Below are 21676 nucleotides of genomic sequence, written 5' to 3'. Positions count from 1 at the left end.
AATCATCATTAAGGTGAATGATTTGCGCATGAACGAAAAAGAGCTTTTACAACACTATAAAACAAGCGGTGACTTGTCTACACTGGGGAAACTATATTCGCCCTATATGTCTTTGCTTTATGGTGTGTGCTTTAAATACTTACAGGATCCCGATCGTAGTCAGGATGCTGTGATGCAGATATTTGAAGAACTGATACCGAAGCTTCGTCAATATGAAGTCGATAATTTTAAGAGCTGGTTACACGTTTACAGTAAAAATTATTGCCTTATGCAATTACGTAAGGATAAGCGGACCACGCAGGTTGATATTGAAAACAATTTGTTTGAAAGCGAACAAAAGCTAAATGATACCAGTGAAGCTAAATGGGAAGAAAAGGATTTCGAGAAACTGGAAGGCTGTATGCAAACTTTAAACCGCGAACAAGAGGAATGTGTACGTTTGTTTTATCTCGAGCAAAAATGTTATAAAGATATTGCAGATTTGACTGGATATGATTTGAATAAGGTCAAAAGTGCTATCCAAAATGGAAAGCGCAATCTGAAAATCTGTATGGAAAGGAAAGAAAATGGAAAATAATTATCAATTATCAAGGATCCATAATTACATCCAAGGTTTGATGAGTAAGGAGGAGATGTTTCAGTTGGAACGTGAAGCGTTGGAAGATCCCTTTTTACAAGATGCCATCGATGGTTACCGATTGCAAAATGGTGTGGATGCCCGGCAATTGAGCCTCTTACAACAGCGCCTCAATCGTAGGGTGGAAGATACTGTTGCAACAAGACACGCCCAGTATTTCACATGGCAGCGTTTGGCCATAGGTGCTACCGCAGGTGTACTGTTTGTGACTTTATTGGCCCTGCTATATTTTAAACATTTTAGCGGTAAAGCTGAGCGTACAACAGATGTAGAATTAAGTGAACCTGAAAATAGGGTATCTGTTCAACCTTTGTTGGACGGGGGGGATGCAACACCCCGTGAAGGATGGAAAATTTTTGAACAGTACCTCAATCAGAGGTCGGTAGCGCCTGCAGGAGGAGGCGAAATTATTGTCAATTTTACGGTCGACAAAAATGGAGTGCCCACTAATATTAGTGCCGAAGGGCAACCCGATCAGTCACTCTTTAATGAAACGGTTCACCTTCTACAGAATGGACCAAAATGGCAGGGAACAAAAGGACGTTTAAAGATTGTTTTCCCCGTCAAAGCGGGAAATAATCCAGCACAAGCAGCTGTCATTAAACCTCCGCATTGTTTTGGAATTGAAAAAAAATAAAAGTGATCTGATAAAAAGCAGCGAGCCATTTCCTATGAAAGAAATGGCTCGCTGCTTTTTTATATGGTCTGAATTACTTAAAATGCATATCTCAGACCCAATTGTACTTGATAAGGATTACCATTTAAGTTAGATACGCCAACGCCTGAACTCATATTGTAAACATATTGTTGATTCGCTGCATCGAAGCTTTTGATGGCATATAGATTCTGTTTACCCAGATTGTGTCCTACACCCCAAGTTTTTTTCAAAAGGTTGGCTACATTGAAAATGTCTATCGAAGCTTCAATGCCATGTTTCTTGTAAACTTTTAGATTTTTGGCCAAGTGCAAGTCAAATACGCCGTAAAAACCGTTGATGCCACCGTTACGTTCAGCTATGCGGTCGAGGTTTCCATTGATGTATTTTTTGATGCTCTGCTCTGCATTTGGATCATCTAAAATAGCTTGAATGCCGGTTTTGATGTAATCGGGTGTGTTTTTGTTATTTGGATCGTATACGAAGGCAAGATCGTTGGAATTTACAAAATCGCCGTTGACATTCCCATTGACCGCTAAAGAATAGCGTGTTCCTGCAATTCCGCTGAAACGTAAACCCATAGATACACCCCATAACGATGGCATGGTACCATAAAAGACGACTTTATGGCGGAACTGATTGTCCGAATATGTCATCGTACTCAAGTCGCGTGGATCATCTTTGACCATCAGGGAAAGGGTGGCAGAGTTGGCAACATTACCGTTATAGGAGGTATTGTCTTTGGTATCGTTCCAGGTGTAAGACATCGTGATCTGACCGTCTTTATAATAACGATAAGTTCCGTCCAGTACAACGGTGTAAGAATTGTTTTTCCCTTCGCTGTTCATTTCCAGTACGCGGCCTATTTGTTTGGTTTTACGGCTATTGGTCCAGTTGGCGGCACCATTTGTCGTGTTGATGCTCGATGCTGGAACATACACCCCACGGTTACCTTCGGCAGTCAACCTAAAGTAAGGGGCCTCCACCATATTGCGATCTACATACATATAATTGTTGCGTCCCCAAGTTCCGTAAGCACTTAACCCGATACGTAACGAAGGTGTGAAAAAGTGATTGATGGAAATATTGGCTTTATATACCGTCGGCACTTTCACATCCTTGCTATTGGTATTGATGGTGACAAGTTTTTCGATCTTTGGGTTGTCCAACAATTCACGTCCCGGAGCTGTATCGGGATCCTTGCGATATCCCGCAAAATTTGGTTTGGGAATTAAGGTCGGGTCAGTAATATCTACACCGGCAATGCGTGAACCATCAAACAACATATTGTTTAACATAGAATAGGGGTTGAGGGCCGAACCGAATATACCAGCGCCAAAACGGATGATATTTTTCTTTTCTTCATTGATATCCCAGTTGAACTGCACACGGGGCTGTATCTGAAAAGTGTTGATCCCATTATCGGTCGAGAGACCCAGTTCGTCATAGACCGTTTGGTTGAATGTTGCCTTCTTTAGGTATTTCGTGTTGTCCAAACGTAGGCCGCCGACAACATCAAGACCTCTTGCGATTTTAGCTTCCATCTGTCCATAAAGACCTACAGCCAGATTGTTGACCAAGGTGTTTTCTTTGTCGGTCATATATACATCACGGGCATAGCGATAAGGAGTCAGGTTGTCGAAATTTTGTAAACCGGTAAAATAAAAACGGCCATTCATTTCGCTGCCGTAGCGGAAGTCCATGTTGGTATACATGACATCTGCACCGAAGGTATATTTGATTTTATCTGTATTATAATATAGGTTGTTGACCAATTGTAACATATTTCCATTAAACCATTCTGGCGCATAACGCTGACCACCAAGCTGTATTGAATTGGTATATTTATTTGTACCGTCTACAGATTGAACGGATTCGACGATCGCACGCGGAATACTGTGTGATTGATCAAATCCAGCAACATTATGTTGTGCTTCTGAACGTTCATAGAAATGTTGTACTTTCAAGTCGTTGGTCAGTTTGGAGTTGATAGACGTACGCAAGGAGGCCATTAGGCTATTGTTTATGTACCTTCTGTTGGTATAGGATTCAAAAGCATTGATCCCTGTATTGTCTCCTTCCTGTTGATTGTCCATATCGTAGACAAAGTTGTTACGAATTGTCAATAGGTTTTTATCGTTCAATTGCCAGTCAATGCGGGCAAAGGCAGCATCGGTCTTTTTCTTTTTGTCGAAAGAGCCAAACAGACGATCGGCGCTAGCGCCATATTTGCCCACAGCAATGCGGGTAAATTCATCTAAAGTAGTCTGCGTTACTTTGTAACGTGCAATATCTTCCGTTGTTTGAATATCAGCGATCTGAAGTGGGCGGGTATCCATCTGTCGGTCCCAGGTTACAAAGAAATGGGCTTTGTCCTTGATGATTGGCCCGCCAAGTGAGAATCCATATTGATAGGTGGAGAATTTTTGTTTACGTGCCGTTCCATTAAGGTTATACTTGCTCGAAAGCCAGCCTGCGCGTGCAAAAGTGAACGCACTTCCTGTTAAAGTATTTGTACCTGATTTGGTTACTGTGGTAATACTTCCGCCACCGCTGCGGCCGAACGTAACATCGTAGTCGTTGGTCACTACCTTGAATTCGCGAATCGCTTCCATGGAGATTGAATAGGCACCACCGCTGTTCCCGCCAGCTACTGTACTGCGTGAATTCATGCCGTCTACCGTAAAATTAGTCGAAGATGCTCGTTGTCCAGCTAGATTTGTTCCACTGCTAACAGGTGATAAATCAATTAGCGAGGAGAAATTACGTCCATTTACAGGCATTTTTTTGAGATCATTAGCCGTAATAGCTGTAGATGCACCCAATGTCTTGATATTGTTTTTTAGATCAGCTGCAGTTCCTTGAACGATCACTTCATCCAATTTATTTTCAGCTGATGATAAGGTGAAATCCACATTGAGCTCGTCACCATAGCTTAATTTATAGTCGGTCTTTTTTTGTTCTGCATAGCCAACATGGTTTACCGATATGCTGTATGGCGAGCCTAAAGGTAATTGTGGAAAGGTATAGATACCGTTTTGGTTCGTCAGTGTTGTTTGTTTAAACCCGGTAGATTCATTTTTTACTGATACGGACGTTCCTTTTACAGGGCCATTATTGTCCATGATACGGCCTGTAATGGTTGCTTCAGTACCCTGAGCCCAGCTGTTAGTTGGAATTTGAAAAAATGTAATGATGGTTAATGAGATTAACCAAATGATCTGTCTTTGCATAATAATTTCACTTTTTAGTTGATTAGTGTCTGTCACAAGTATGTTGCGAAATTATCCCTGCAAGATTGTTAAATGGTTAAGGGCTCATTATTAAATATTTAATAAAAATGGATTTAGGCTGCCTATTGCGTATAATTAATTAACCTATACACAGAGCGGGCGACTCGGAAGAATCCGAGCCGCCCGCTCTGTGTATAAAGATGAGAGGATTTACTCTTCCCAACGAATTTTATCTGCAATGGGTGTACGGATAGGTTCACGCGCTTCAGATTGGTGGTGTCCTAAGTAGAATAGACCAATACATTTTTGATTTTCTTCGAGATTTAAGAAACCACCCAAGTGATTGATTAAACCTGGAGTCGCCCAGTATCCACCGATATTTAGCGAGTGTGCAGCCAACCACATGTTTTCAACAGCAGCAGCCGTACAAGCCAATTCTTCCCATTCAGGAACTTCGCCCGTATAATTGACAACAATCGCAATGGCAACGTTTGACTGTGTTGCTTTTTTGCCCATTGTTATTTCAGTTGCTTCAGTATATTTCTCTGTAGGTGTTACTGACTTGTAGATACGTGATAATTCGGTGCCTAAACGTTCTAATCCCTCTTTGCGGAAGATCACAAAACGCCAAGGTTGTGTTCTTTTGTGTGTTGGAGCAGCATTGGCCGCTTCCAAGATACTCAAGATATCTTCTTTACTGACTTCTTCTTCAGTAAAGGAAGCTTGAAATACGGATCTTCTGTAGTGTATTGCTTTTAATACGTCGTTTTTCATTATAATTTATTTTTCCTTTATGCTTTTTCTTCCCATAAAGATACAACATGCAAAATTGTTTTGACGGCTTTTTCCATATCTTGTACAGCTACCCACTCTTGTTTTCCGTGGAAAGCATGCCCTCCAGCAAAAATATTTGGACAAGGTAAGCCCATAAACGAAAGGCGGGAGCCATCTGTTCCACCGCGGATACTTCTTCTTTCGGCCACCATTCCTGCACGGTTGATGGCTTCCATACCGATTTCCATAATTTCAGGATGCTGATCCAGCACTTCTTTCATATTACGGTATTGTTCTTTTACGACAAAAGTATAGGTGCAGTTTGGATATTGTTCCACAATCGATTTTGCGATGCCTTCCAGCTCATCTTCATGTTTCTTTAGATTGGCTGTAACGTGGTCGCGTACGATAAATTGAATTTCAGCTTTTTCCACAGATCCACTGATATGAACAGGGTGTACAAAGCCGTCTTTTTTGTTGGTGCTTTCAGGTGAAAGTCGATCTTTTGGTAGTGCGTCAATTACCGCACTGGCGATTTTGATGGCACTTTGCATTTTACCCTTAGCAAAGCCCGGATGTACGGATACACCATGAATAGTTAATGTAGCTCCATCCGCTGAAAATGTTTCATCCTCAATGGTTCCAGCTCTTTCGCCATCCATTGTATAAGCAAAATCTGCTGCTAAACGTTTCAAATCTGCTTTATCAACACCTCTGCCAATCTCTTCATCTGGTGTGAAAAGAATTTTGATATCACCATGTTTGATTTCAGGATGTTTCATTAATAAACGGGCAGCATCCATGATTTCGGCCACACCTGCTTTGTCATCTGCACCCAACAAAGTGGTGCCACTCGCTGTAATGATATCATTGCCAATTTGATTGGCTAGATCGGGATGTTCGGCGTATTTGATGATAATAGTCTTGTCGTCAGGAAGCACAAGATCCTGGCCCTGATAATTAGGATGAACCAGTGGTTTAACATCTTTTCCAGAAGAGTCCGGAGATGTATCCATATGAGAACAGAAGCAGATAACAGGAACTTGCTTTGCAGTATTGGATGGAATAGTTGCATAGATATATCCATTTTCATCCATTGCTGCGTCTGAAATACCCAATGCTAGCAACTCCGCTACAAGTAACTTTCCAAGGTTCTTTTGCTTTTCCGTAGAAGGACATGTTGGTGAATTTGCATCAGATTGTGTGTCAATCTGTACATAGCGTTGAAATCTTTCGGATACCGAAAAATCACTTATGTTGTTGATCTCAAATGTGCTCATTTTCTAATAGCCTTAATGTGATAAGGGTGGTCAAACTTAGATAAATTGCTTTTTATTTGCAATTTAATTTGGTTGCATTTACAAACAATTTGTCCCTACTCTATAGGTTTAATTCTATTTGTTAACAAACTGACAATAACTGAAACTCATAAGAGGGGGCAAGATCCTAATTCCCGCTGAAAGGAATGTATTGTTATCTATAATTTATTGCTACATACAATGTGCTGTAGCGTTTTTGAACAGTAAAGTTTTACCCATAGCTATGTGAGCAGAAATCTTGGATGATCCCACATTAAAAAAAAGACCTATCAACTAGTTGACAGGTCCTTTTTTAAGTGTATCGTTCTCTATTTCTTTTCGTCTGCGTAACCAAATACTTTCTGTAAAATATTGGTATTTCTACTGCCGCCTATGTTCTGTCTAATTTTTGACTCCTGGTCGGCAACTTTGATAAATAGACCGTCTATTGCTTTCTGCGTAACGTATGCAGTAAGATTTGTCTCCACTTTATTGCCTAATGGAAGGTTGTTATAAGCTGAGGTCAATTGTGTCCAATACTGGTCCACATTGTTTGTACCCATGGCAGATTTAATAACAGGACTAAATTTGTTCGTTAACTCTGTCGATGTATTTGTTTTAAAAAACGTTGTCGCGGCGTCTTCTTTGCTGCCTAGAAGAATATTGGTCGCATCTGTAATCGTCATCTTCGAAAGCGCATTGACAAATACGGGGGCAGCCTCTTTAACGGCTCCCTCAGCAGCTCTGTTCATGCTCTGTATAAACTGATCGCATAATTTTCCCATACCGACAGCGCGAAGCGTTTTTTCTACTTTCTGTGCTTCGGCAGGCATCAAAATCTTTACTGCCGCATCACCCAAAAAACCATCCTTTTTGGCTAAAGATTCGATACTCAGATTTAAACCATTGCTTAAAGCCTGTTTGATCCCCAATGAAGCATCTTTGTTGGATAAAGACGTCAAGGTATTGGATTTTGACGCTGTTGCTTTAGTATTTGATGCTGTGGTCGTTTTAGTACTGTCGGTTTGGCCCTGATTTGCTTTTGTCAATGTTTCACTGATTTTCTTAAAAATCTGTGCTTCGCTTGCATTGGAATAAAGTAGTCCTGAGACAAATAGTGTGCAATATAATAGTGGAAATTTCATCATGTTATTGTTTTGCTGTCAAAATTAAACATATCGACTGTTAATTTATGTGAAAGTTTAAAGCAATTACTAGGAACCATAGCTATTGTCAAGAATCGTAGCAGATGCGCTACAGCGTGCTGAATCGCTATCCCTGATGCGGTGTAAATAAAAAGCTGTCCCACAAAATAAAACAGCAGATTCTAAGCGAACCTGCTGTTTGTGTTATAGGGTTGTTGTAATTAACCTGATATTATTTCCAGGAGAGCGTCGTTGCTACTGGAAAGTGATCTGAGGGGAATTTATTCATATACGTGTCCGTCAGGATACCATATTTTTTAACCTGGAAAGGTTTGGTAATAAAAATATGATCAATGCGGCCTGTTGGTTTGATGCTTTTGCCCCAGCCATTGAAGGAAGAATTGGGTTCATATTTGAATGTTGCCAGTTCATGTACGTCAGTGACTACTTTGCTATTGGCTAATGTGAAATAAGCCTCATCTTTTTCATCCACATTGAAGTCGCCGGTTAAAATCAAAGGTAGGTCTTTGGCAAACTCTTTTGCTTTTTCTAGAATCAACTTGGCACTCTCGGTGCGTGCAGTACGGCCGATATGGTCAAAGTGCGTGTTCATGAAGATGAAGCGTTTTTTGTTGGCCTTGTCTTCAAAAATACCCCAGGTACAGATCCGCGGTAGCGCTGCATCCCAGCCTTTATTCGGGTGTTGGGTATCTGTCGCTGAAAGCCAGAAAGTTCCGCTCTTTATTGCTTTAAAGCGATTTGTATTGTAATAAATAGCTGAGTGTTCGCCCTCTTGTGCACCATCGTCGCGACCAACACCCACGTAATCAAATCCAGGAAGGAGCTTTTTGAGATCTTGAACCTGATCAAAAAAACCTTCTTGGATACCAAAGATATCAAAGCCATGGTATTTAATCAGATTGGTTAGCGGAACTTTACGGTCGTTCCACATGTTGTCAACATCGACGGTATTTCTTTGACGGATATTATAGCTGGCTGCAATAAATTCCTGTGCATAAGACAGAAAGGATAGACAGAGCGCTAAAGCGAGAATAATACTTTTTTTCATTTAGAATCTAGTTTTTAAAAAGGTACTGAAACGGTCACGCTCATCAAGTCGGCCTGATAAGTGGTCAACTGATTAGGAACCATGACTATTTCAACGGTATTGTTATTTCTTTAATACACGGAGCAACAATTCAGGTTCGTCAGTTGTAATAAAATCAATTTTCTGATTAATTAGATTGGTCATTTCCTCTTCTGTGTTTACTGTCCACGCATTCACTTTCATGCCAAGTTGATGTGCATCTTTCAGCCATGTCGCATTCTTTTTGAAAACCGAAAAGTGATAATCCAAACCATTTATTCCCGCAGCCTTCACCTCAGCAGGAGTTTTGTCACCTGTGAGGTATTGAATATTGGCCTTAGGCGCCAGTTCGTGAATCTTCTGACAAGCCTCAAAGCTAAAGGAAATATAATCAGTGACTTTCTCTGCTTTCAAGCTTTTAACCATTTCCACCGTTTTTGTTGTCGCTTCAAGTGTACGCTCTAGGCCGAGTTTATTGATTTTCAATTCAAGGATAAGACGTAAACCTTTCAATTTTTTTCCAGCGTTAAGATATTCTTCCAAGGTGGGAATAGATTCACCGTTAGGATGCTTCTTTTCTAAGAGCTCCTTGTATGTTGCTGTGGCAATATCGATACCATAGAAATCATTATCGTGGTTGACCACAAGAATATTATCTTTGGTCAAATGCACATCAAATTCGGATCCGAAGAGCCTAAGGTCGTGGGCTGCTGTTAAAGAAGCAATAGAATTTTGCGGAAGATGGCTGTTTTTCCATACGCCACGATGTGCAATGGCTTTAGTTTGTGCAAATAATGCCGAAGATGAGATCACCATGGCTAGTGTCAGACAGCTAAAAATATGTTTTTTCATGTGATAATTATGTATGAGTGTTTGTTTTCAACGGCATAATTTGCACGTTTCACTCGTTGATTTATTCCTATTCTATTTCTCTTTTTGGGCATTTATATTACCGATTAAGATGTTTATGATAAAAAATCGACCCCTAATGATAGGATCATTTCTTACAAATCTGTTTAAAAGCTGATTTTACATAAGACAAAAAAAGTGGTACTTTTTATCTCGATGTACAAGATCTAAAGTACCACTTTTATATTTAGGAATTGTTAAGTGTAATTTATTTTTTACCGTTCCATTCGGCCATGAACTCATCTAGGAAGCTGAGCATATAATCATGGCGATGCGCTGCGATTCTTTTCGCTGCTTCTGTATTCATCTTATTCTTTAACAATAGTAGCTTTTCGTAGAAGTGATTGATTGTAGGAGCTTCCGAATGCTTGTACGCTTCCTTATCCTTATATTCCTGAACGGGAACATTGGGATTATACATCTCACGGCCTTTGTTTCCGCCAAAGCTAAACGCGCGGGCAATACCTATTGCGCCAATAGCATCTAGACGGTCAGCATCTTGCACGATCTCCATCTCTTTTGAATGGAATGAAACTTCACCTAAACTTGCTTTGAAAGACATGTTGAAGATGATTTTCTTGACATGGTCGATGATCTCAGGCGAAATTTCTAGACTTGCCAAAAACTCTCCGGCAACACGAGGGCCTATTGTTTCGTCGCCATCATGGAATTTACTGTCAGCGATGTCATGTAATAGCGCCGCCAATTCGCACACCATAACATCTGCTTCTTCATCTTCTAAAATTAACTTCGTATTGTTCCATACGCGTTGAATATGCGACCAATCGTGGCCTGCTTCTGCAAATTTCAACCGGTCTTGCACAAATGCTACTGTGCGCTCAATAATGTTATTCATACAATACTTTTGTTTTTTCGCGAGTACCCTCGTATAATTCGTATTCTAATAATCTACAATCTAATTTACCATTATAAAATTCTATACGTCGGGATGCGCGCAACCCGATTTTCTTTGCCAGATCTGGATTTCCAGTAAATATATAGCCTCTATAACCTTTGCATTCCTGTTTCATGAAATCTCCCATACGCTTATAGGTAATTTCTAGCTTGCTGTGTGTGCCCAAACGTTCACCATATTCAGGATTGAATAAAATGACACCTCCTTCTTTAGGAACGTGTGTTTCGGCAAAATCGCATACTTCAAATGAAATTAATTGCTCTACACCAGCAGTTCTTGCGTTCATCTTGGAGACGTTGATAGCTTCTTCCGAGATATCACTTGCGATAATTTGCGGAGCCGCTTTTTTATTGATCTGATCTTTAAGTACGCGACGCTCCTGGAAGAAAACTGTTTCATCATAACCAATGAAATGCATAAATGAATAGTTCATGCGTAATAATCCAGGTTTTCTGTTTGTTGCAATCAGAGCTGCCTCAATAGCTAAAGTTCCGGATCCACACATGGGGTTCACAAAAGGAGAATTACCATCCCATTTGGACGCAATAATAGTCGAGGCTGCCAGGGCTTCCAACATTGGCGCTTTTCCCGGGATCTTCCGGTAGCCATGTTTCGCCAGTGTTTCACCTGAGGTATCGAGAAAAATTTCAGCACGGTCATCTTTCCAGTACAAGTGCACAACCGCTTTATTATTGTCCGGACCTGAATTAGGGCGCATACCCTTTTTTTCCTTGATACGGTCTACGATTGCATCTTTAACTTTGACGTTTGCAAATAATGGTGTGCTGATTGTCTCATTGTCTACATTGGAGCTGACAGAGAAGTATCCGTCAAATTGAATGAGTTCTTCCCATGCGATTTGACTCAATTCTTCATAGAGCTCCGTCGGATTATTGGCCGTAAACTCTTTTAACGAATACAAAATCTGAGATGCTGTGCGCAGGTTCAGATTGAGCTTGATCGTATCGTTTATACTGACCTTTAATTCTACTCCTGTAGGAAATGCCCTGACAATGTCAAAACCTAACTCTTTAACTTCCTGTTGCAAATAAGGTGATAAGCGCTTATTGCACGTTATAATAACTTTATTGGGGGTGTTGAAAACTTCCATCATATTTTGTACAAAGTTAATTAAACTCTTCCTCAAAAATTGCTTAATTTTACGCTTTAATATTTATTTTTTTGATTATGGAAATTAGAGGAAAAGTACACGAGATAGGAGCGACACAACAAGTGACAGAATCATTCAAAAAACGTGATATGATTGTAGCTTATGCCGAAAACCCACAATTTGTTGAGTATATCCGTTTTGAATCAACACAAGACAGAACGTCAATTTTTGATAACCTAGCAATTGGTGAAGAGGTAGAAGTATCTTTTAATCTTCGTGGTCGTCCTTGGACTAATAAAGATGGCGTAACAACTTATTTCAATTCATTGGTAGCATGGCGTGTAACAAAATTGGGTAATGCTGCTCCAGCACCATCTTCTCCAGGTTACGCAGATATGCCTGCTCCTGTAGATTTGGCTGGTTCATCAGATGATGATGATCTACCATTCTAATCTGAATAGGATTTTATGCACTATCGCCCTTGCGGTAGCCAATAGATTATTTGAACTGTAAACAATCCGGTTATTTACAATAGAAAGGCTTCTTGAAGAAGCCTTTTTTCTTTCATAGCATCAGCATGGGCACCTGATTTTTCTTGGCGCTGAAATTGCTTGCTATACGGTGTCGTACATCAAAAAACAATAGATATGAAATTATCCGTATTATTTCTTTGCTTAGCAGCCGTTTCGCTAAGTGCATGCAATCAAACTTCAAAAGAGAGCCAGCATGCTACAGCAGATTCTTCAGTACATGAGACTGCGGCAGTAGATACTGCCCATACATCACAAAACTCACTGGATTGGGCTGGTACCTATGAAGCTACTATTCCCTGTGCAGATTGTGAAGGTATCAAAACCAATATCACCTTAAAGAATGATAATACCTTTGCCATCGTAAGTGAATATATTAATAAAAATACCAAGGTTGAAGATACTGGCAAAGTCATGTGGCATGACAACGGATCCGTTGTTCATCTCACAGGGAAAGAGACAAATATGAAATTGAAGGTCGGCGAAAATAAGCTGATTGGACTGGATCAGGAAGGCCATGCGATCGATGGTCCCAATGCACATCTCTATGTGTACAATAAGGTCGAAGGAGAGAAGCTGTAAAACGAAGCTCCGATAACTGAATTAGCCGCTGACGTATTTACCGTAGGGAACTTTTCGGAGAAGATACGTCAGTAAGGCACTCGCCAACAGGGTGAGAACCGTTGCTGCCGGGATTTTCCACAAAGTGGATAATGGAAGCAAAGGATGAATATAATTCAGCAATAAAATATGGCATAAGTAAATGCCAAAGCTGTGAATGTCGATAAATTCCCAGAAAGCGTTGAGCTGTTCTGGGAGTTTAAGGCCTTGTACGAAGATGAATAAAAAGCCTGCACTCAATGCGATATTTGGCGAAAGATAGTTGTAAAGTGTCGGGTCAAATTCTCCACGAGAAACACTCAAATGCGATGTCCCCGAAGCCGTAATTAAACAACAGATCAGAAAAAACGTAAAACTTGATAATTTGACCATTTGGATTGGATAATTACGTAAATAATGCCCCAAGACAAGGTAACCCGCATACCCCGAGAAAAAGGTCAGGTCAAAATTAGGTAGGTAACTATTGAACCATTTATTCGTAAAAAATAACGCTGCAAACCACAATCCCAAAAAGATCTCAAGCTCCCTTTTACTGCAGTTGCCAACAATTTTGCGTATGAAAGGAACTGCGAGGTAGAGCCCAAGTATCATGTATAGATACCAAAGGTGCGCATTCGTTCCTGATTTTAAGCGAATTAACACGATGTTAATAACTTGTGGAAAACCAATATAGTCAAAATCAATGTACCGAATAAAATAATAGAGAAGATAGACGATCGTCCAAAAAAGAAAGGGCGGGACAATTTTTAACAGACGTTTCCGATAAAACTGTCCCGTACTTTCATCTTTCTGTAGCAGCAGAGCGCCTGAAATAATGACAAACAGGGGTACCGCAAAGCGCGAGAAGCTATTGAGCCAATTGGCATAACTCCAGTCGAATGACTCAAATTCATTGCTGTTTAGGTAGCCCGAAGAGGAATGAATCAATATAACGAGGAATATCGCAACAATACGTAGTACACTGATATAACTGGTTCGCGCCATTTGATTATGCTGTTTTTATTGACTTTTACTGTCGTAGGCTTTCAAATACAGCAGGGTTAGGAGTGCGCCAATGCTCGCCATGCCCACGCCTACAAGCGAAGGTGTGTTATAAGCTAAACCCAACGTTATTGGAATTCCACCTAAAAATGCACCTAAGGTATTGCCGAGGTTAAAGGCAGCCTGGCCACCTGCCGCAGCCAATGTTGCAGCTTCTTTTGAAGCGCGGATTAACATCAGTTGTGTCGGCGAACCAATGGTAAAAGATACCAGTCCAGTAATAAATGCCAAAGGATAAGCTGTCCAGCCCAATGGCGATATAAAGTAAACCATCACAAGGCATAGCGCCATGGCGGAAAAACTAGCGATCGCAGCTTTGGTTGGGGAGATTGTATCGGCCAATTTTCCGCCAATAAGATTCCCGAAAAACATACCGACACCGATCAGGACCATAATCAGTGGTACACGATCTGCAGCGATGCCCGACACATTGGTCACTAAAGGAGCGATGTAACTGATCCAGGCAAAAAGTCCACCGGTACCGATGGCGATAATAGCCATTAATAGCCAAGCAATTTTTTTGTTGAAGAAGTTGAGCTGGCTAAAGATGTTATTCCCTTTGGAAGCTTCAATTTTTGGCATCCAAGCATAAATTGCTGCAAAAGTGATTAACCCCAATACACTGATGATACCATACGTCAAACGCCAAGAATAATGATGGCCGAGGTAGGTTCCTAGCGGTACTCCAGCCAAATTGGCAATGGTCATTCCTGTAAACATAATGGATATAGCCTGGGCTTCTTTTCCCTTTGGTGCCAACCGAGCAGCAACAACAGATCCAACACCAAAAAATGCACCATGCGGAAGCCCTGCCATAAAACGGGAGAGACTGATCAAAAATTGACCTGGAGCAATACTAAATAGACCGTTGAAAATAAAGAAGAGCAACATTAAAAAAAGTAATACCTTCTTTGGCGGATATTTTCCCGTAAATAGGACTAATGTTGGGGCACCTACAACAACACCCAGTGCGTATAGTGCAATCAGGTGCGCGGCAGTAGGGATCTCGATATGAAGATCTTTGGCAATATCAGGCAGGATACCCATCATCGTGAATTCGGTCATTCCGATGGCAAGTCCGCCAAATGCCAAAGCGATAATTCCTTTGTTCATTGTATTTTAAGGTTGAGGTTGTACGATAATGGTACGAAGATAATAAATAGATTGTACTAAAAATTACTGATACCTTTTTTGAGGGACACAAGTAATATTTTTAGTCTTTCTTAAGATGATCTGACGTTGATCTAATCTGCTTTCCAGTACCACCGAATCCGCAGCATGATAAACGACTTTAAAGCGGGGGATATACTGTCCGGAAAGATAGCAGCCTGAAATTTTCTGCTTGCCATTCTCTTTGGTATAAATACCATCGACAATGATGGAGTCTCCACGCAAAACATAAATACCTTTTGCATGTTCTGTCCAGGATCCATTTTTGTAACAGCTATCCGGGATTGTTTGTACCTTATTGTTGACGTGCATGGTCGCGTAAACAGAATCACAGGTAAACTTGAAATCGGTCAAGGTATACTGCATCATCTGCTGTTGTCCTGGAATACTGTCTTGGACCCATTCTCCCTGTAAAAAGGGAGCGCCTTCGTTCTGCATATCCGAATTGAATTTGCAGGCAGTAAAAAAGAAAAACATACCTATGGCAAGTGCCAATAGGTATGTCTGTGTTCGTATATTTTTTATTGAAATAAAAGTCACAGCTTATTTTAAACTTCCAACCATATCTTCTGGTTTTACCCAAGCATCGAAATCTTCAGGAGTCACATAACCTAAGCGTACCGCTTCTTCTTTAAGCGTAGTGCCGTTTTTATGTGCTGTTTGCGCGATTTCTGCTGATTTGTAGTAACCAATTTTTGTGTTTAGTGCCGTTACTAACATCAATGAGTTGTCTACCAATTCTTTGATGCGTTTGTAGTTCGGTTCAATACCAGCTGCACAGTGCTCTTCAAATGAAACACAAGCATCACCCAATAGGCGAGCAGATTGTAAGAAGTTTGCGGCCATCAATGGTTTGAACACGTTTAGTTCATAGTGACCTTGCGTTCCACCAATCGTAATAGCCACATCATTACCCATCACTTGCGCCGCAACCATTGTCAATGCTTCACATTGCGTTGGATTAACTTTACCTGGCATAATCGATGACCCTGGTTCGTTTTCAGGGATCAAGATTTCACCGATACCTGAACGTGGGCCAGAAGCCAACATACGGATATCGTTTGCAATTTTATTTAATGAAACAGCCAATTGCTTCAATGCACCGTGTGTTTCAACGATTGCGTCGTGAGCAGCCAATGCTTCAAATTTATTTTCAGCGGTTACGAAAGGTAGGCCTGTAAATTCAGCGATATATTTAGCAACGACAACGTCATAGCCGTTTGGTGTATTTAATCCTGTACCTACAGCAGTACCTCCCAATGCAAGTTCTGACAAATGCGAAAGTGTATTTCTTAAAGCTTTCAGACCATGGTTCAATTGAGCGACATAACCTGAAATCTCTTGACCTAGAGTCAACGGAGTAGCATCCATTAAGTGTGTACGGCCAATTTTAACCACGCTTTTAAACTCCTCAGCTTTTTTTGCCAATGTGTCACGCAATTTTTCTACACCTGGAATGGTAACTTCAGCAACAGCTTTGTAAGCCGCAATATGCATTCCTGTAGGGAAAGTATCGTTAGATGATTGTGATTTGTTTACATCATCATTTGCTTTTAACACAGGTTCACCTTCACCGATTTTATGTCCAGCCAATACTTGTGCACGGTTTGCTACAACCTCATTCACATTCATATTGGATTGCGTACCCGAGCCCGTTTGCCAAATAACCAATGGAAATTGATCATCCAATTTGCCCGCCAAGATCTCATCACATACTGTAGCGATCGCATCACGTTTCTCTACAGGTAATACCCCCAACTCGTGGTTAGCATAAGCAGCTGCTTTTTTCAAATAAGCAAAGCCTGCGACGATTTCGTGTGGCATTGAAGCTGCCGGTCCGATTTTAAAGTTGTTGCGTGAACGCTCTGTTTGTGCACCCCAGTATTTGTCTGCAGGTACTTGAACTTCACCCATTGTGTCTTTTTCAATTCTGAATGACATAGTATGTAAGTATAAGTAAAACGTAAAAATTAAAAGCATATGTGCAAAGCACATCATACATCACTCACAAAGTTACAGGATAATACAGTAAAGAACAAGGATTAAAGCATAAAGACACAATAAGCAGGTTTTAAAAACCAAGACGTTTTGTCAAGGAATCATTCACATGGTGGAAAACCTGTTTCGGTTTTAACGTCCGCCAGGGAATCACGTTCAATGTACCACCGAAATTAATGTAATAATCTATATTTTGCTGCTGGAATTCTTCGATAACATGCTCACGGAAACCAATGCCCGCAATCCATCCGTCCTCGATATCCTGAAACCATTCCTCATAGTAAGAGTCGTCTGAAGCATGAAAATTCAGTACATTCTCTCCAATTAGAATAAAATACTTGATCCCTTGACTGATCAATACATCGATAATCTCTCGCTTGAGCAACATGATGTCATTGTAGATAGCATCATTCCATTCACCAATCAGTTCGATAATACAGTACTGTTTCTCATAGTCTACAAACAGTATTTTCAGATATAAGGTAAGCGAACCGAATTCATCCCATTGTGGGTGCAAAAGAAAATTATAGATCTGTTTGTCAAAATCGAATTCGCTGTAGACTGTACCATAAAATGGGGATTGTTCATCTTCAGCGGCAATGTAATAGTCCCGCCAATTGTAATAAGGTTCGATTTCGTGCATAAAGTGGAATCTTTTTCAATTCAAACTAAGATAAATTTACGCGAATTTGCAAGTTAAATTATAGGGATCATTGTCATGTATTGAAATTAAATGTTTGGCACTCCTACGAACTGTTTGGTTATGATTTTTGATAAAGACTTTTAATCATGGACAGCTTTGTTTCCTGACCAAAACAATGACGTGAACTTTTTGTTTTTAATGTAAAAATATGGGTTCAAAAACTCGTTTAACCGAATAAACTTGCTATTTTTGATAAAGTAATTAATTGTTGAATAGTTTGTCTCATCTTCGGTAATTCATGAAGATTTCCCATGCAGAAAAGTATTAAACGAAATATTTTTGTAGCCGCTACATATGCTGCAGTATTGCTTCTCGGCTTGCTGTTGGGACAAAATTATGCCGAGGAACAGGGAAGTAACCAGAAAACAACCTTTTCAAGTTTGCGCTCCAATGGCAATTCTGATAAATTACAATATCTCATTCAATTAATTTCCGAGAATTACGTCGACAATGTCAGTATAGACACCGTGCAGGATGAAGCCATTGAGCATGTTGTTTCCCGCCTGGATCCTTTTTCCACCTTTTTGAAACCCAATCAAGTGCTAGCAAAGCAGGAAACGCTTGAGGGAACATTTGATGGTATCGGAGTAGAGTACTTTCGCCTGAAAGATACGCTACTTGTTGTTGGGATGGTTGCAGCTGGTCCCGCTGAGAAAGCAGGTATGCGTATCGGCGACCGCATTTTAAAGATCGGTAATAAGGATCTTGTCGGAAGAAAGGTTGCCGAATCCGAAATTGAAAAACTGATCCGCGGAAAGAAAGGAACAGCTGTATTGATCTCCATTCAACGCAATGGAGTAGTATTGGGCAATCCAATAAAAGTCATTCGTGATCAGGTAAATGTTTCGAGTTTAGATGCATCGTATATGATCGCTCCGAAAACGGCTTATGTGAAAATTCGAAGATTTGGACATAAGACAGCAGACGAATTCAGGCAGTCACTCATTGACTTACGAAAAAGCGGAGCTCAAGATCTTATTTTGGACCTACGTAATAATGGTGGCGGATTTGTACATACGGCAATTGATCTGGCTGGTCAATTTTTCAAAGAAAAGAGACTGTTGATGTATACCGAGGGTGCAAATGAACTGCGCCAGGATTTCTATTCTGAGAAGGCGGGCGATTTTGGTGATGGCCGGGTCATTGTGCTGATCAATGAAAGCACAGCATCAGCGAGCGAAATACTGAGCGGTGCTCTTCAGGATTTGGATCGGGCAACTATTGTCGGCCGCAGATCCTATGGCAAAGGTTTGGTGCAAGAGCAATTTGATTTTTCAGACGGTTCTGCAATCAATCTGACTGTGGCTCGCTACTATACACCGCTTGGAAGATGTATTCAGCGAAAATATGCACGGGCGAATTTTGATGCGGCAAAATACATGACAGGCTTCGATCTATGGACAATGGATACCGAATTCAGCCAAAAGGAAATGTTTACAACCAGCAAAGGAAAGCTTGTCTTCGGTGGTGGCGGTATTCTTCCGGACGTGACTATCCCGATTGACACCAATGAAACCAGTGCCAAGTACCGCGAGATATTTCATTCCAATGCAATCGAAGAGTTTGTTTATGATCGTTTCACGAAACATCTGCCGGCATATTCTATCGAGAATTTTATTAGTGGCTATCACTTGCCAGCAACAGAATTTGATCTATTCATTTCATATCTTAATAGCCAAAAGCGGATCGCGGTCACAGCCAAAGAAGCAAAAAACTTACATGATTTAATTCAATCCGATATCGAGGCCTTGGTAGGTCGATATTATTTTGGTCGTGAAGCATATTACAAAATCAAAAACCGAAGAGATAAATTTATTGAAATAGGTCTTAAAACGTTGGGGTATCAAATGCCTAAGGTTTAAGTTTAAGATCAGACCATACAGGATAATGATCCGACAATTTCTGTTTGACAATCTGATAGTTCATCACCTGAAATTTCTGGCTGGCAAAAATATAATCGATCTGGAATATCGGAAGCAGGGCATGATGGGTTACTCCCCAGCCATTACCTTTCTCCTTAAATGCATTGTACAGCCCGTCTCCAATTAGATTGACCGAGTAACTCATTGGAGTATCATTGAAATCACCTACCGCAATATAAGGATATTGACATTCATTCATATGTTTCTTTAACGAATGCGCCTGTTCGCTACGAAGCTCGAAGGCATTCTTAAGTTTGCGGCTCAATTTACGTGTCCTCGAATTATCCGATTCATTATTATTGGACAGATTTTGGATAAATTCCTTGTCTTCATTTTGAAGCGCAAAAGAACGGAGATGTATATTATAGATGCGAATCAGTGTATCCTGTTTTTTGATATCTACATAACTAATCCGGTTGATTCCGTAATCGTTGTCTCTGATGGTACCTGAATCATAGATTGGGAAGCGGGACAGGACAGCCATTCCATAAGCCTCGTAATCGTTTTTAGAACTAGGCTCAAAGAAAAAATAATCATAGCCCAGTTTATCCTTGAATTCTTCGGAGAACACATGTTTTCCTTTGATCTTGCTAATATATTCCTGAAAGCAGATCACATCGGGAGATATGCTGTCAATAATTCGGACAACGTCGGCTTTAAAGTTTTTTTTCTCATCGTTTACTTTTTTGAACAAATGAGCATTGAAGGTCATGATGCGCAGGGTACGTGTCTCGGAGGATACAGGGGCATTCTCTTTGCGAATGTTCCAATGTTTAGTTAAAAAAGGCCATCCAATGAGGATTGTTACGAGTGAATAAAGAGCAATTTTCCGTTTGCGGAGTAGCCAATAAAAGATAAATCCAATATTGATAAGAAGAATTGGAAGGTAGCCCAGGCCCATAAATGCAATGGGCCAAAAAGATTTAGGATTAATGAAGGTCGCCGAATAGCTCATAAGCAATGCAACGATCGCAAGCATATTTGCCAGGAACATTGTTTTACTTATAAAGCCCAGTTTTCTTCTTAAAAATGTCCTTTTATCCATCAACCTTGTCACCACTATTGCTTGCCCTAAAGAGCGTTTCTTTTTCATGGTTCGTTAGACTGTCGTAGCCAGAAACAGAAATTTTATCTAAGATAGCATCGATTTCGTCCTGATTGGGTAAGTCATAACGATGTTTCCGATTTGTCGGAATATTGTTACCTACAACGACTTTCATTTTTGCAGGCTTCTTTTGTTTTTTCTGAAAAATTGTGGACCAGTCCATCCCCGATTTTAGCGCATAAGTAAATCCCATTCCGAAGAGTACAACAGCAAAGTATGAAATGGCAGCAGGTCGATTGGTCATGGTAAGGGCAAGGAATTCCAATCCAAAATAAATAATAGCCACTAATTTTAGCTTAACAGTACCAATAAGCAGGAAGCGTAATTCGTACTTGGGGACCAAAGTGACAATTGCCGCCAATATCGCTGCCAGGGGAAGAGAGCCACCCATGAGCTGAACGCTGTCAGAAACGGGAATAAGTGACCCAAAGCCCATATAAAGAATGCTGCCGAGCAACCAAGAAGAAATATAAACAAATAGAAATTGCCGCTTGTTTAAGAAGGTAAAAAAGATCTGACCGACCCAATAGAGCCAAAGACTATCAAAAAGTATGGTCAGAAGCTTGACGTAAACAAAATTCGATGTGATTAATGACCAAGGCTGTGCAATAAATGCTGAGAAATTACTCGGTAAACTCAACCGGCGTACAATAGGCTCCAAAAAGCTTTGTGGTACAATTTTTAATTCGAAGAGTAGATCTAAAAAATAAATGAGGACAAATAAACAGACCTGAATACTGATCACCAAAGGTACGGGCGAGCCAGTTTTATAGGTTTGTCTCCAAAAATCTTTTAAACCGATGTTATTCATTGCGCACGAT

At 40.4% G+C, this 21676-nt stretch carries 20 protein-coding genes; 5 read left to right on the top strand and 15 right to left on the bottom strand.

All coding sequences use genetic code 11. From position 1 onward, the window contains the following. Window positions 1-28 precede the first annotated feature (28 nt). Window positions 29-577 (top strand): RNA polymerase sigma factor, encoded by a 549-nt coding sequence (locus GVK91_RS05570; RefSeq protein ID WP_075994424.1) that lies wholly within the window; start codon window positions 29-31, stop codon window positions 575-577. Further along, window positions 567-1274 (top strand): hypothetical protein, encoded by a 708-nt coding sequence (locus tag GVK91_RS05565; RefSeq protein ID WP_194932819.1) that lies wholly within the window; start codon window positions 567-569, stop codon window positions 1272-1274. Before GVK91_RS05570 ends, GVK91_RS05565 begins: the two co-directional genes overlap by 11 nt. A 77-nt stretch (window positions 1275-1351) precedes the next feature. Here the strand turns inward: GVK91_RS05565 and GVK91_RS05560 are convergent, their stop codons facing one another. The 8 genes from GVK91_RS05560 to GVK91_RS05525 all read right to left on the bottom strand — a co-directional run bounded on the left by GVK91_RS05560 (window position 1352) and on the right by GVK91_RS05525 (window position 11765). Further along, on the bottom strand, window positions 1352-4525 hold the full coding sequence (locus GVK91_RS05560) for a TonB-dependent receptor (protein ID WP_159727404.1): 3174 nt from the start codon (window positions 4523-4525) through the stop codon (window positions 1352-1354). 210 nt (window positions 4526-4735) lie between these two features. After that, the gene (locus tag GVK91_RS05555; protein WP_227550060.1) at window positions 4736-5299 is read right to left on the bottom strand and encodes a nitroreductase; all 564 of its coding nucleotides are present in this window, start codon (window positions 5297-5299) and stop codon (window positions 4736-4738) included. Window positions 5300-5316: 17 nt separating this feature from the next. Then, window positions 5317-6579 (bottom strand): peptidase T, encoded by a 1263-nt coding sequence (gene pepT, locus GVK91_RS05550; protein ID WP_159727402.1) that lies wholly within the window; start codon window positions 6577-6579, stop codon window positions 5317-5319. A gap of 347 nt (window positions 6580-6926) precedes the next feature. Continuing rightward, complete coding sequence (locus GVK91_RS05545) at window positions 6927-7745, bottom strand: DUF4197 domain-containing protein (protein WP_235032766.1); 819 nt, start codon at window positions 7743-7745, stop codon at window positions 6927-6929. A 229-nt stretch (window positions 7746-7974) separates the two neighbouring features. Beyond that, a complete protein-coding gene (locus tag GVK91_RS05540; protein ID WP_159727401.1) occupies window positions 7975-8811 on the bottom strand; it encodes an endonuclease/exonuclease/phosphatase family protein in 837 nt (278 codons plus the stop codon). 102 nt (window positions 8812-8913) lie between these two features. Beyond that, entirely contained in the window at window positions 8914-9681 is a 768-nt protein-coding gene (locus GVK91_RS05535) for a glycerophosphodiester phosphodiesterase family protein (RefSeq protein ID WP_153844318.1), read from the bottom strand. Window positions 9682-9946: 265 nt separating this feature from the next. Further along, window positions 9947-10594 carry an HD domain-containing protein gene (locus tag GVK91_RS05530; protein ID WP_088163158.1) on the bottom strand — a complete coding sequence of 216 codons (648 nt, stop codon included), beginning with the start codon at window positions 10592-10594 and terminating at the stop codon, window positions 9947-9949. Next, entirely contained in the window at window positions 10587-11765 is a 1179-nt protein-coding gene (locus tag GVK91_RS05525) for a class I SAM-dependent RNA methyltransferase (protein ID WP_153844545.1), read from the bottom strand. The genes GVK91_RS05530 and GVK91_RS05525 overlap by 8 nt, the downstream gene beginning before the upstream one ends. Before the next feature lie 77 nt (window positions 11766-11842). Between GVK91_RS05525 and GVK91_RS05520 the strand changes: the two genes are divergently transcribed. Both GVK91_RS05520 and GVK91_RS05515 read left to right on the top strand, forming a co-directional pair. Then, on the top strand, window positions 11843-12217 hold the full coding sequence (locus tag GVK91_RS05520; RefSeq protein WP_075994416.1) for a DUF3127 domain-containing protein: 375 nt from the start codon (window positions 11843-11845) through the stop codon (window positions 12215-12217). 195 nt (window positions 12218-12412) lie between these two features. After that, complete coding sequence (locus tag GVK91_RS05515; RefSeq protein WP_153844317.1) at window positions 12413-12877, top strand: copper resistance protein NlpE; 465 nt, start codon at window positions 12413-12415, stop codon at window positions 12875-12877. A 21-nt stretch (window positions 12878-12898) separates the two neighbouring features. On the opposite strand, the gene GVK91_RS05510 is transcribed toward GVK91_RS05515, so the two are convergent. The 5 genes from GVK91_RS05510 to GVK91_RS05490 all read right to left on the bottom strand — a co-directional run bounded on the left by GVK91_RS05510 (window position 12899) and on the right by GVK91_RS05490 (window position 17768). Then, on the bottom strand, window positions 12899-13900 hold the full coding sequence (locus GVK91_RS05510) for an acyltransferase (protein WP_159727399.1): 1002 nt from the start codon (window positions 13898-13900) through the stop codon (window positions 12899-12901). Window positions 13901-13915: 15 nt separating this feature from the next. Continuing rightward, window positions 13916-15070, bottom strand: a complete 1155-nt coding sequence (locus GVK91_RS05505) for an MFS transporter (protein WP_075994414.1) — start codon at window positions 15068-15070, stop codon at window positions 13916-13918. 63 nt (window positions 15071-15133) lie between these two features. Continuing rightward, complete coding sequence (locus GVK91_RS05500; protein WP_227550058.1) at window positions 15134-15565, bottom strand: fumarate hydratase; 432 nt, start codon at window positions 15563-15565, stop codon at window positions 15134-15136. A gap of 105 nt (window positions 15566-15670) precedes the next feature. Further along, a complete protein-coding gene (fumC, locus tag GVK91_RS05495) occupies window positions 15671-17068 on the bottom strand; it encodes a class II fumarate hydratase (protein ID WP_088163154.1) in 1398 nt (465 codons plus the stop codon). 130 nt (window positions 17069-17198) lie between these two features. Next, window positions 17199-17768, bottom strand: coding sequence for a hypothetical protein (locus tag GVK91_RS05490; protein ID WP_075994411.1), 570 nt, complete (start codon window positions 17766-17768; stop codon window positions 17199-17201). Window positions 17769-18079: 311 nt separating this feature from the next. Here GVK91_RS05490 and GVK91_RS05485 point away from each other — a divergent pair, with 311 nt between their 5' ends. Beyond that, window positions 18080-19690: a S41 family peptidase gene (locus GVK91_RS05485; protein ID WP_075994410.1), complete on the top strand. Its 1611-nt coding sequence runs from the start codon at window positions 18080-18082 to the stop codon at window positions 19688-19690. Here the strand turns inward: GVK91_RS05485 and GVK91_RS05480 are convergent. Together GVK91_RS05480 and GVK91_RS05475 are read right to left on the bottom strand one after the other, a co-directional pair. After that, window positions 19680-20843, bottom strand: a complete 1164-nt coding sequence (locus GVK91_RS05480) for an endonuclease/exonuclease/phosphatase family protein (protein ID WP_227550057.1) — start codon at window positions 20841-20843, stop codon at window positions 19680-19682. The genes GVK91_RS05485 and GVK91_RS05480 overlap by 11 nt on opposite strands. Beyond that, window positions 20788-21666, bottom strand: coding sequence for a rhomboid family intramembrane serine protease (locus GVK91_RS05475; protein ID WP_153844314.1), 879 nt, complete (start codon window positions 21664-21666; stop codon window positions 20788-20790). Before GVK91_RS05475 ends, GVK91_RS05480 begins: the two co-directional genes overlap by 56 nt. Window positions 21667-21676 lie beyond the last annotated feature (10 nt).

The organism is Sphingobacterium sp. 18053 (genome assembly GCF_902706145.1).
GTDB classification, from domain to species: Bacteria; Bacteroidota; Bacteroidia; order Sphingobacteriales; family Sphingobacteriaceae; genus Sphingobacterium; species Sphingobacterium paramultivorum.
This window is presented reverse-complemented; position numbering and strand designations above follow the sequence as displayed.

Coding starts and splice junctions, on each gene's coding strand:
- GVK91_RS05515 (WP_153844317.1), top strand. CDS start 12,413: ATGAAATTATCCGTATTATTTCTTTGCTTAGCAGCCGTTTCGCTAAGT.
- GVK91_RS05510 (WP_159727399.1), bottom strand. CDS start 13,900: ATGGCGCGAACCAGTTATATCAGTGTACTACGTATTGTTGCGATATTC.
- GVK91_RS05560 (WP_159727404.1), bottom strand. CDS start 4,525: ATGCAAAGACAGATCATTTGGTTAATCTCATTAACCATCATTACATTT.
- pepT (WP_159727402.1), bottom strand. CDS start 6,579: ATGAGCACATTTGAGATCAACAACATAAGTGATTTTTCGGTATCCGAA.
- GVK91_RS05540 (WP_159727401.1), bottom strand. CDS start 8,811: ATGAAAAAAAGTATTATTCTCGCTTTAGCGCTCTGTCTATCCTTTCTG.
- GVK91_RS05545 (WP_235032766.1), bottom strand. CDS start 7,745: ATGATGAAATTTCCACTATTATATTGCACACTATTTGTCTCAGGACTA.
- GVK91_RS05485 (WP_075994410.1), top strand. CDS start 18,080: ATGCAGAAAAGTATTAAACGAAATATTTTTGTAGCCGCTACATATGCT.
- GVK91_RS05480 (WP_227550057.1), bottom strand. CDS start 20,843: ATGAAAAAGAAACGCTCTTTAGGGCAAGCAATAGTGGTGACAAGGTTG.
- GVK91_RS05535 (WP_153844318.1), bottom strand. CDS start 9,681: ATGAAAAAACATATTTTTAGCTGTCTGACACTAGCCATGGTGATCTCA.
- GVK91_RS05500 (WP_227550058.1), bottom strand. CDS start 15,565: ATGCAGAACGAAGGCGCTCCCTTTTTACAGGGAGAATGGGTCCAAGAC.
- GVK91_RS05490 (WP_075994411.1), bottom strand. CDS start 17,768: ATGCACGAAATCGAACCTTATTACAATTGGCGGGACTATTACATTGCC.
- GVK91_RS05505 (WP_075994414.1), bottom strand. CDS start 15,070: ATGAACAAAGGAATTATCGCTTTGGCATTTGGCGGACTTGCCATCGGA.
- GVK91_RS05530 (WP_088163158.1), bottom strand. CDS start 10,594: ATGAATAACATTATTGAGCGCACAGTAGCATTTGTGCAAGACCGGTTG.
- GVK91_RS05570 (WP_075994424.1), top strand. CDS start 29: ATGAACGAAAAAGAGCTTTTACAACACTATAAAACAAGCGGTGACTTG.
- GVK91_RS05520 (WP_075994416.1), top strand. CDS start 11,843: ATGGAAATTAGAGGAAAAGTACACGAGATAGGAGCGACACAACAAGTG.
- fumC (WP_088163154.1), bottom strand. CDS start 17,068: ATGTCATTCAGAATTGAAAAAGACACAATGGGTGAAGTTCAAGTACCT.
- GVK91_RS05565 (WP_194932819.1), top strand. CDS start 567: ATGGAAAATAATTATCAATTATCAAGGATCCATAATTACATCCAAGGT.
- GVK91_RS05525 (WP_153844545.1), bottom strand. CDS start 11,765: ATGGAAGTTTTCAACACCCCCAATAAAGTTATTATAACGTGCAATAAG.
- GVK91_RS05475 (WP_153844314.1), bottom strand. CDS start 21,666: ATGAATAACATCGGTTTAAAAGATTTTTGGAGACAAACCTATAAAACT.
- GVK91_RS05555 (WP_227550060.1), bottom strand. CDS start 5,299: ATGAAAAACGACGTATTAAAAGCAATACACTACAGAAGATCCGTATTT.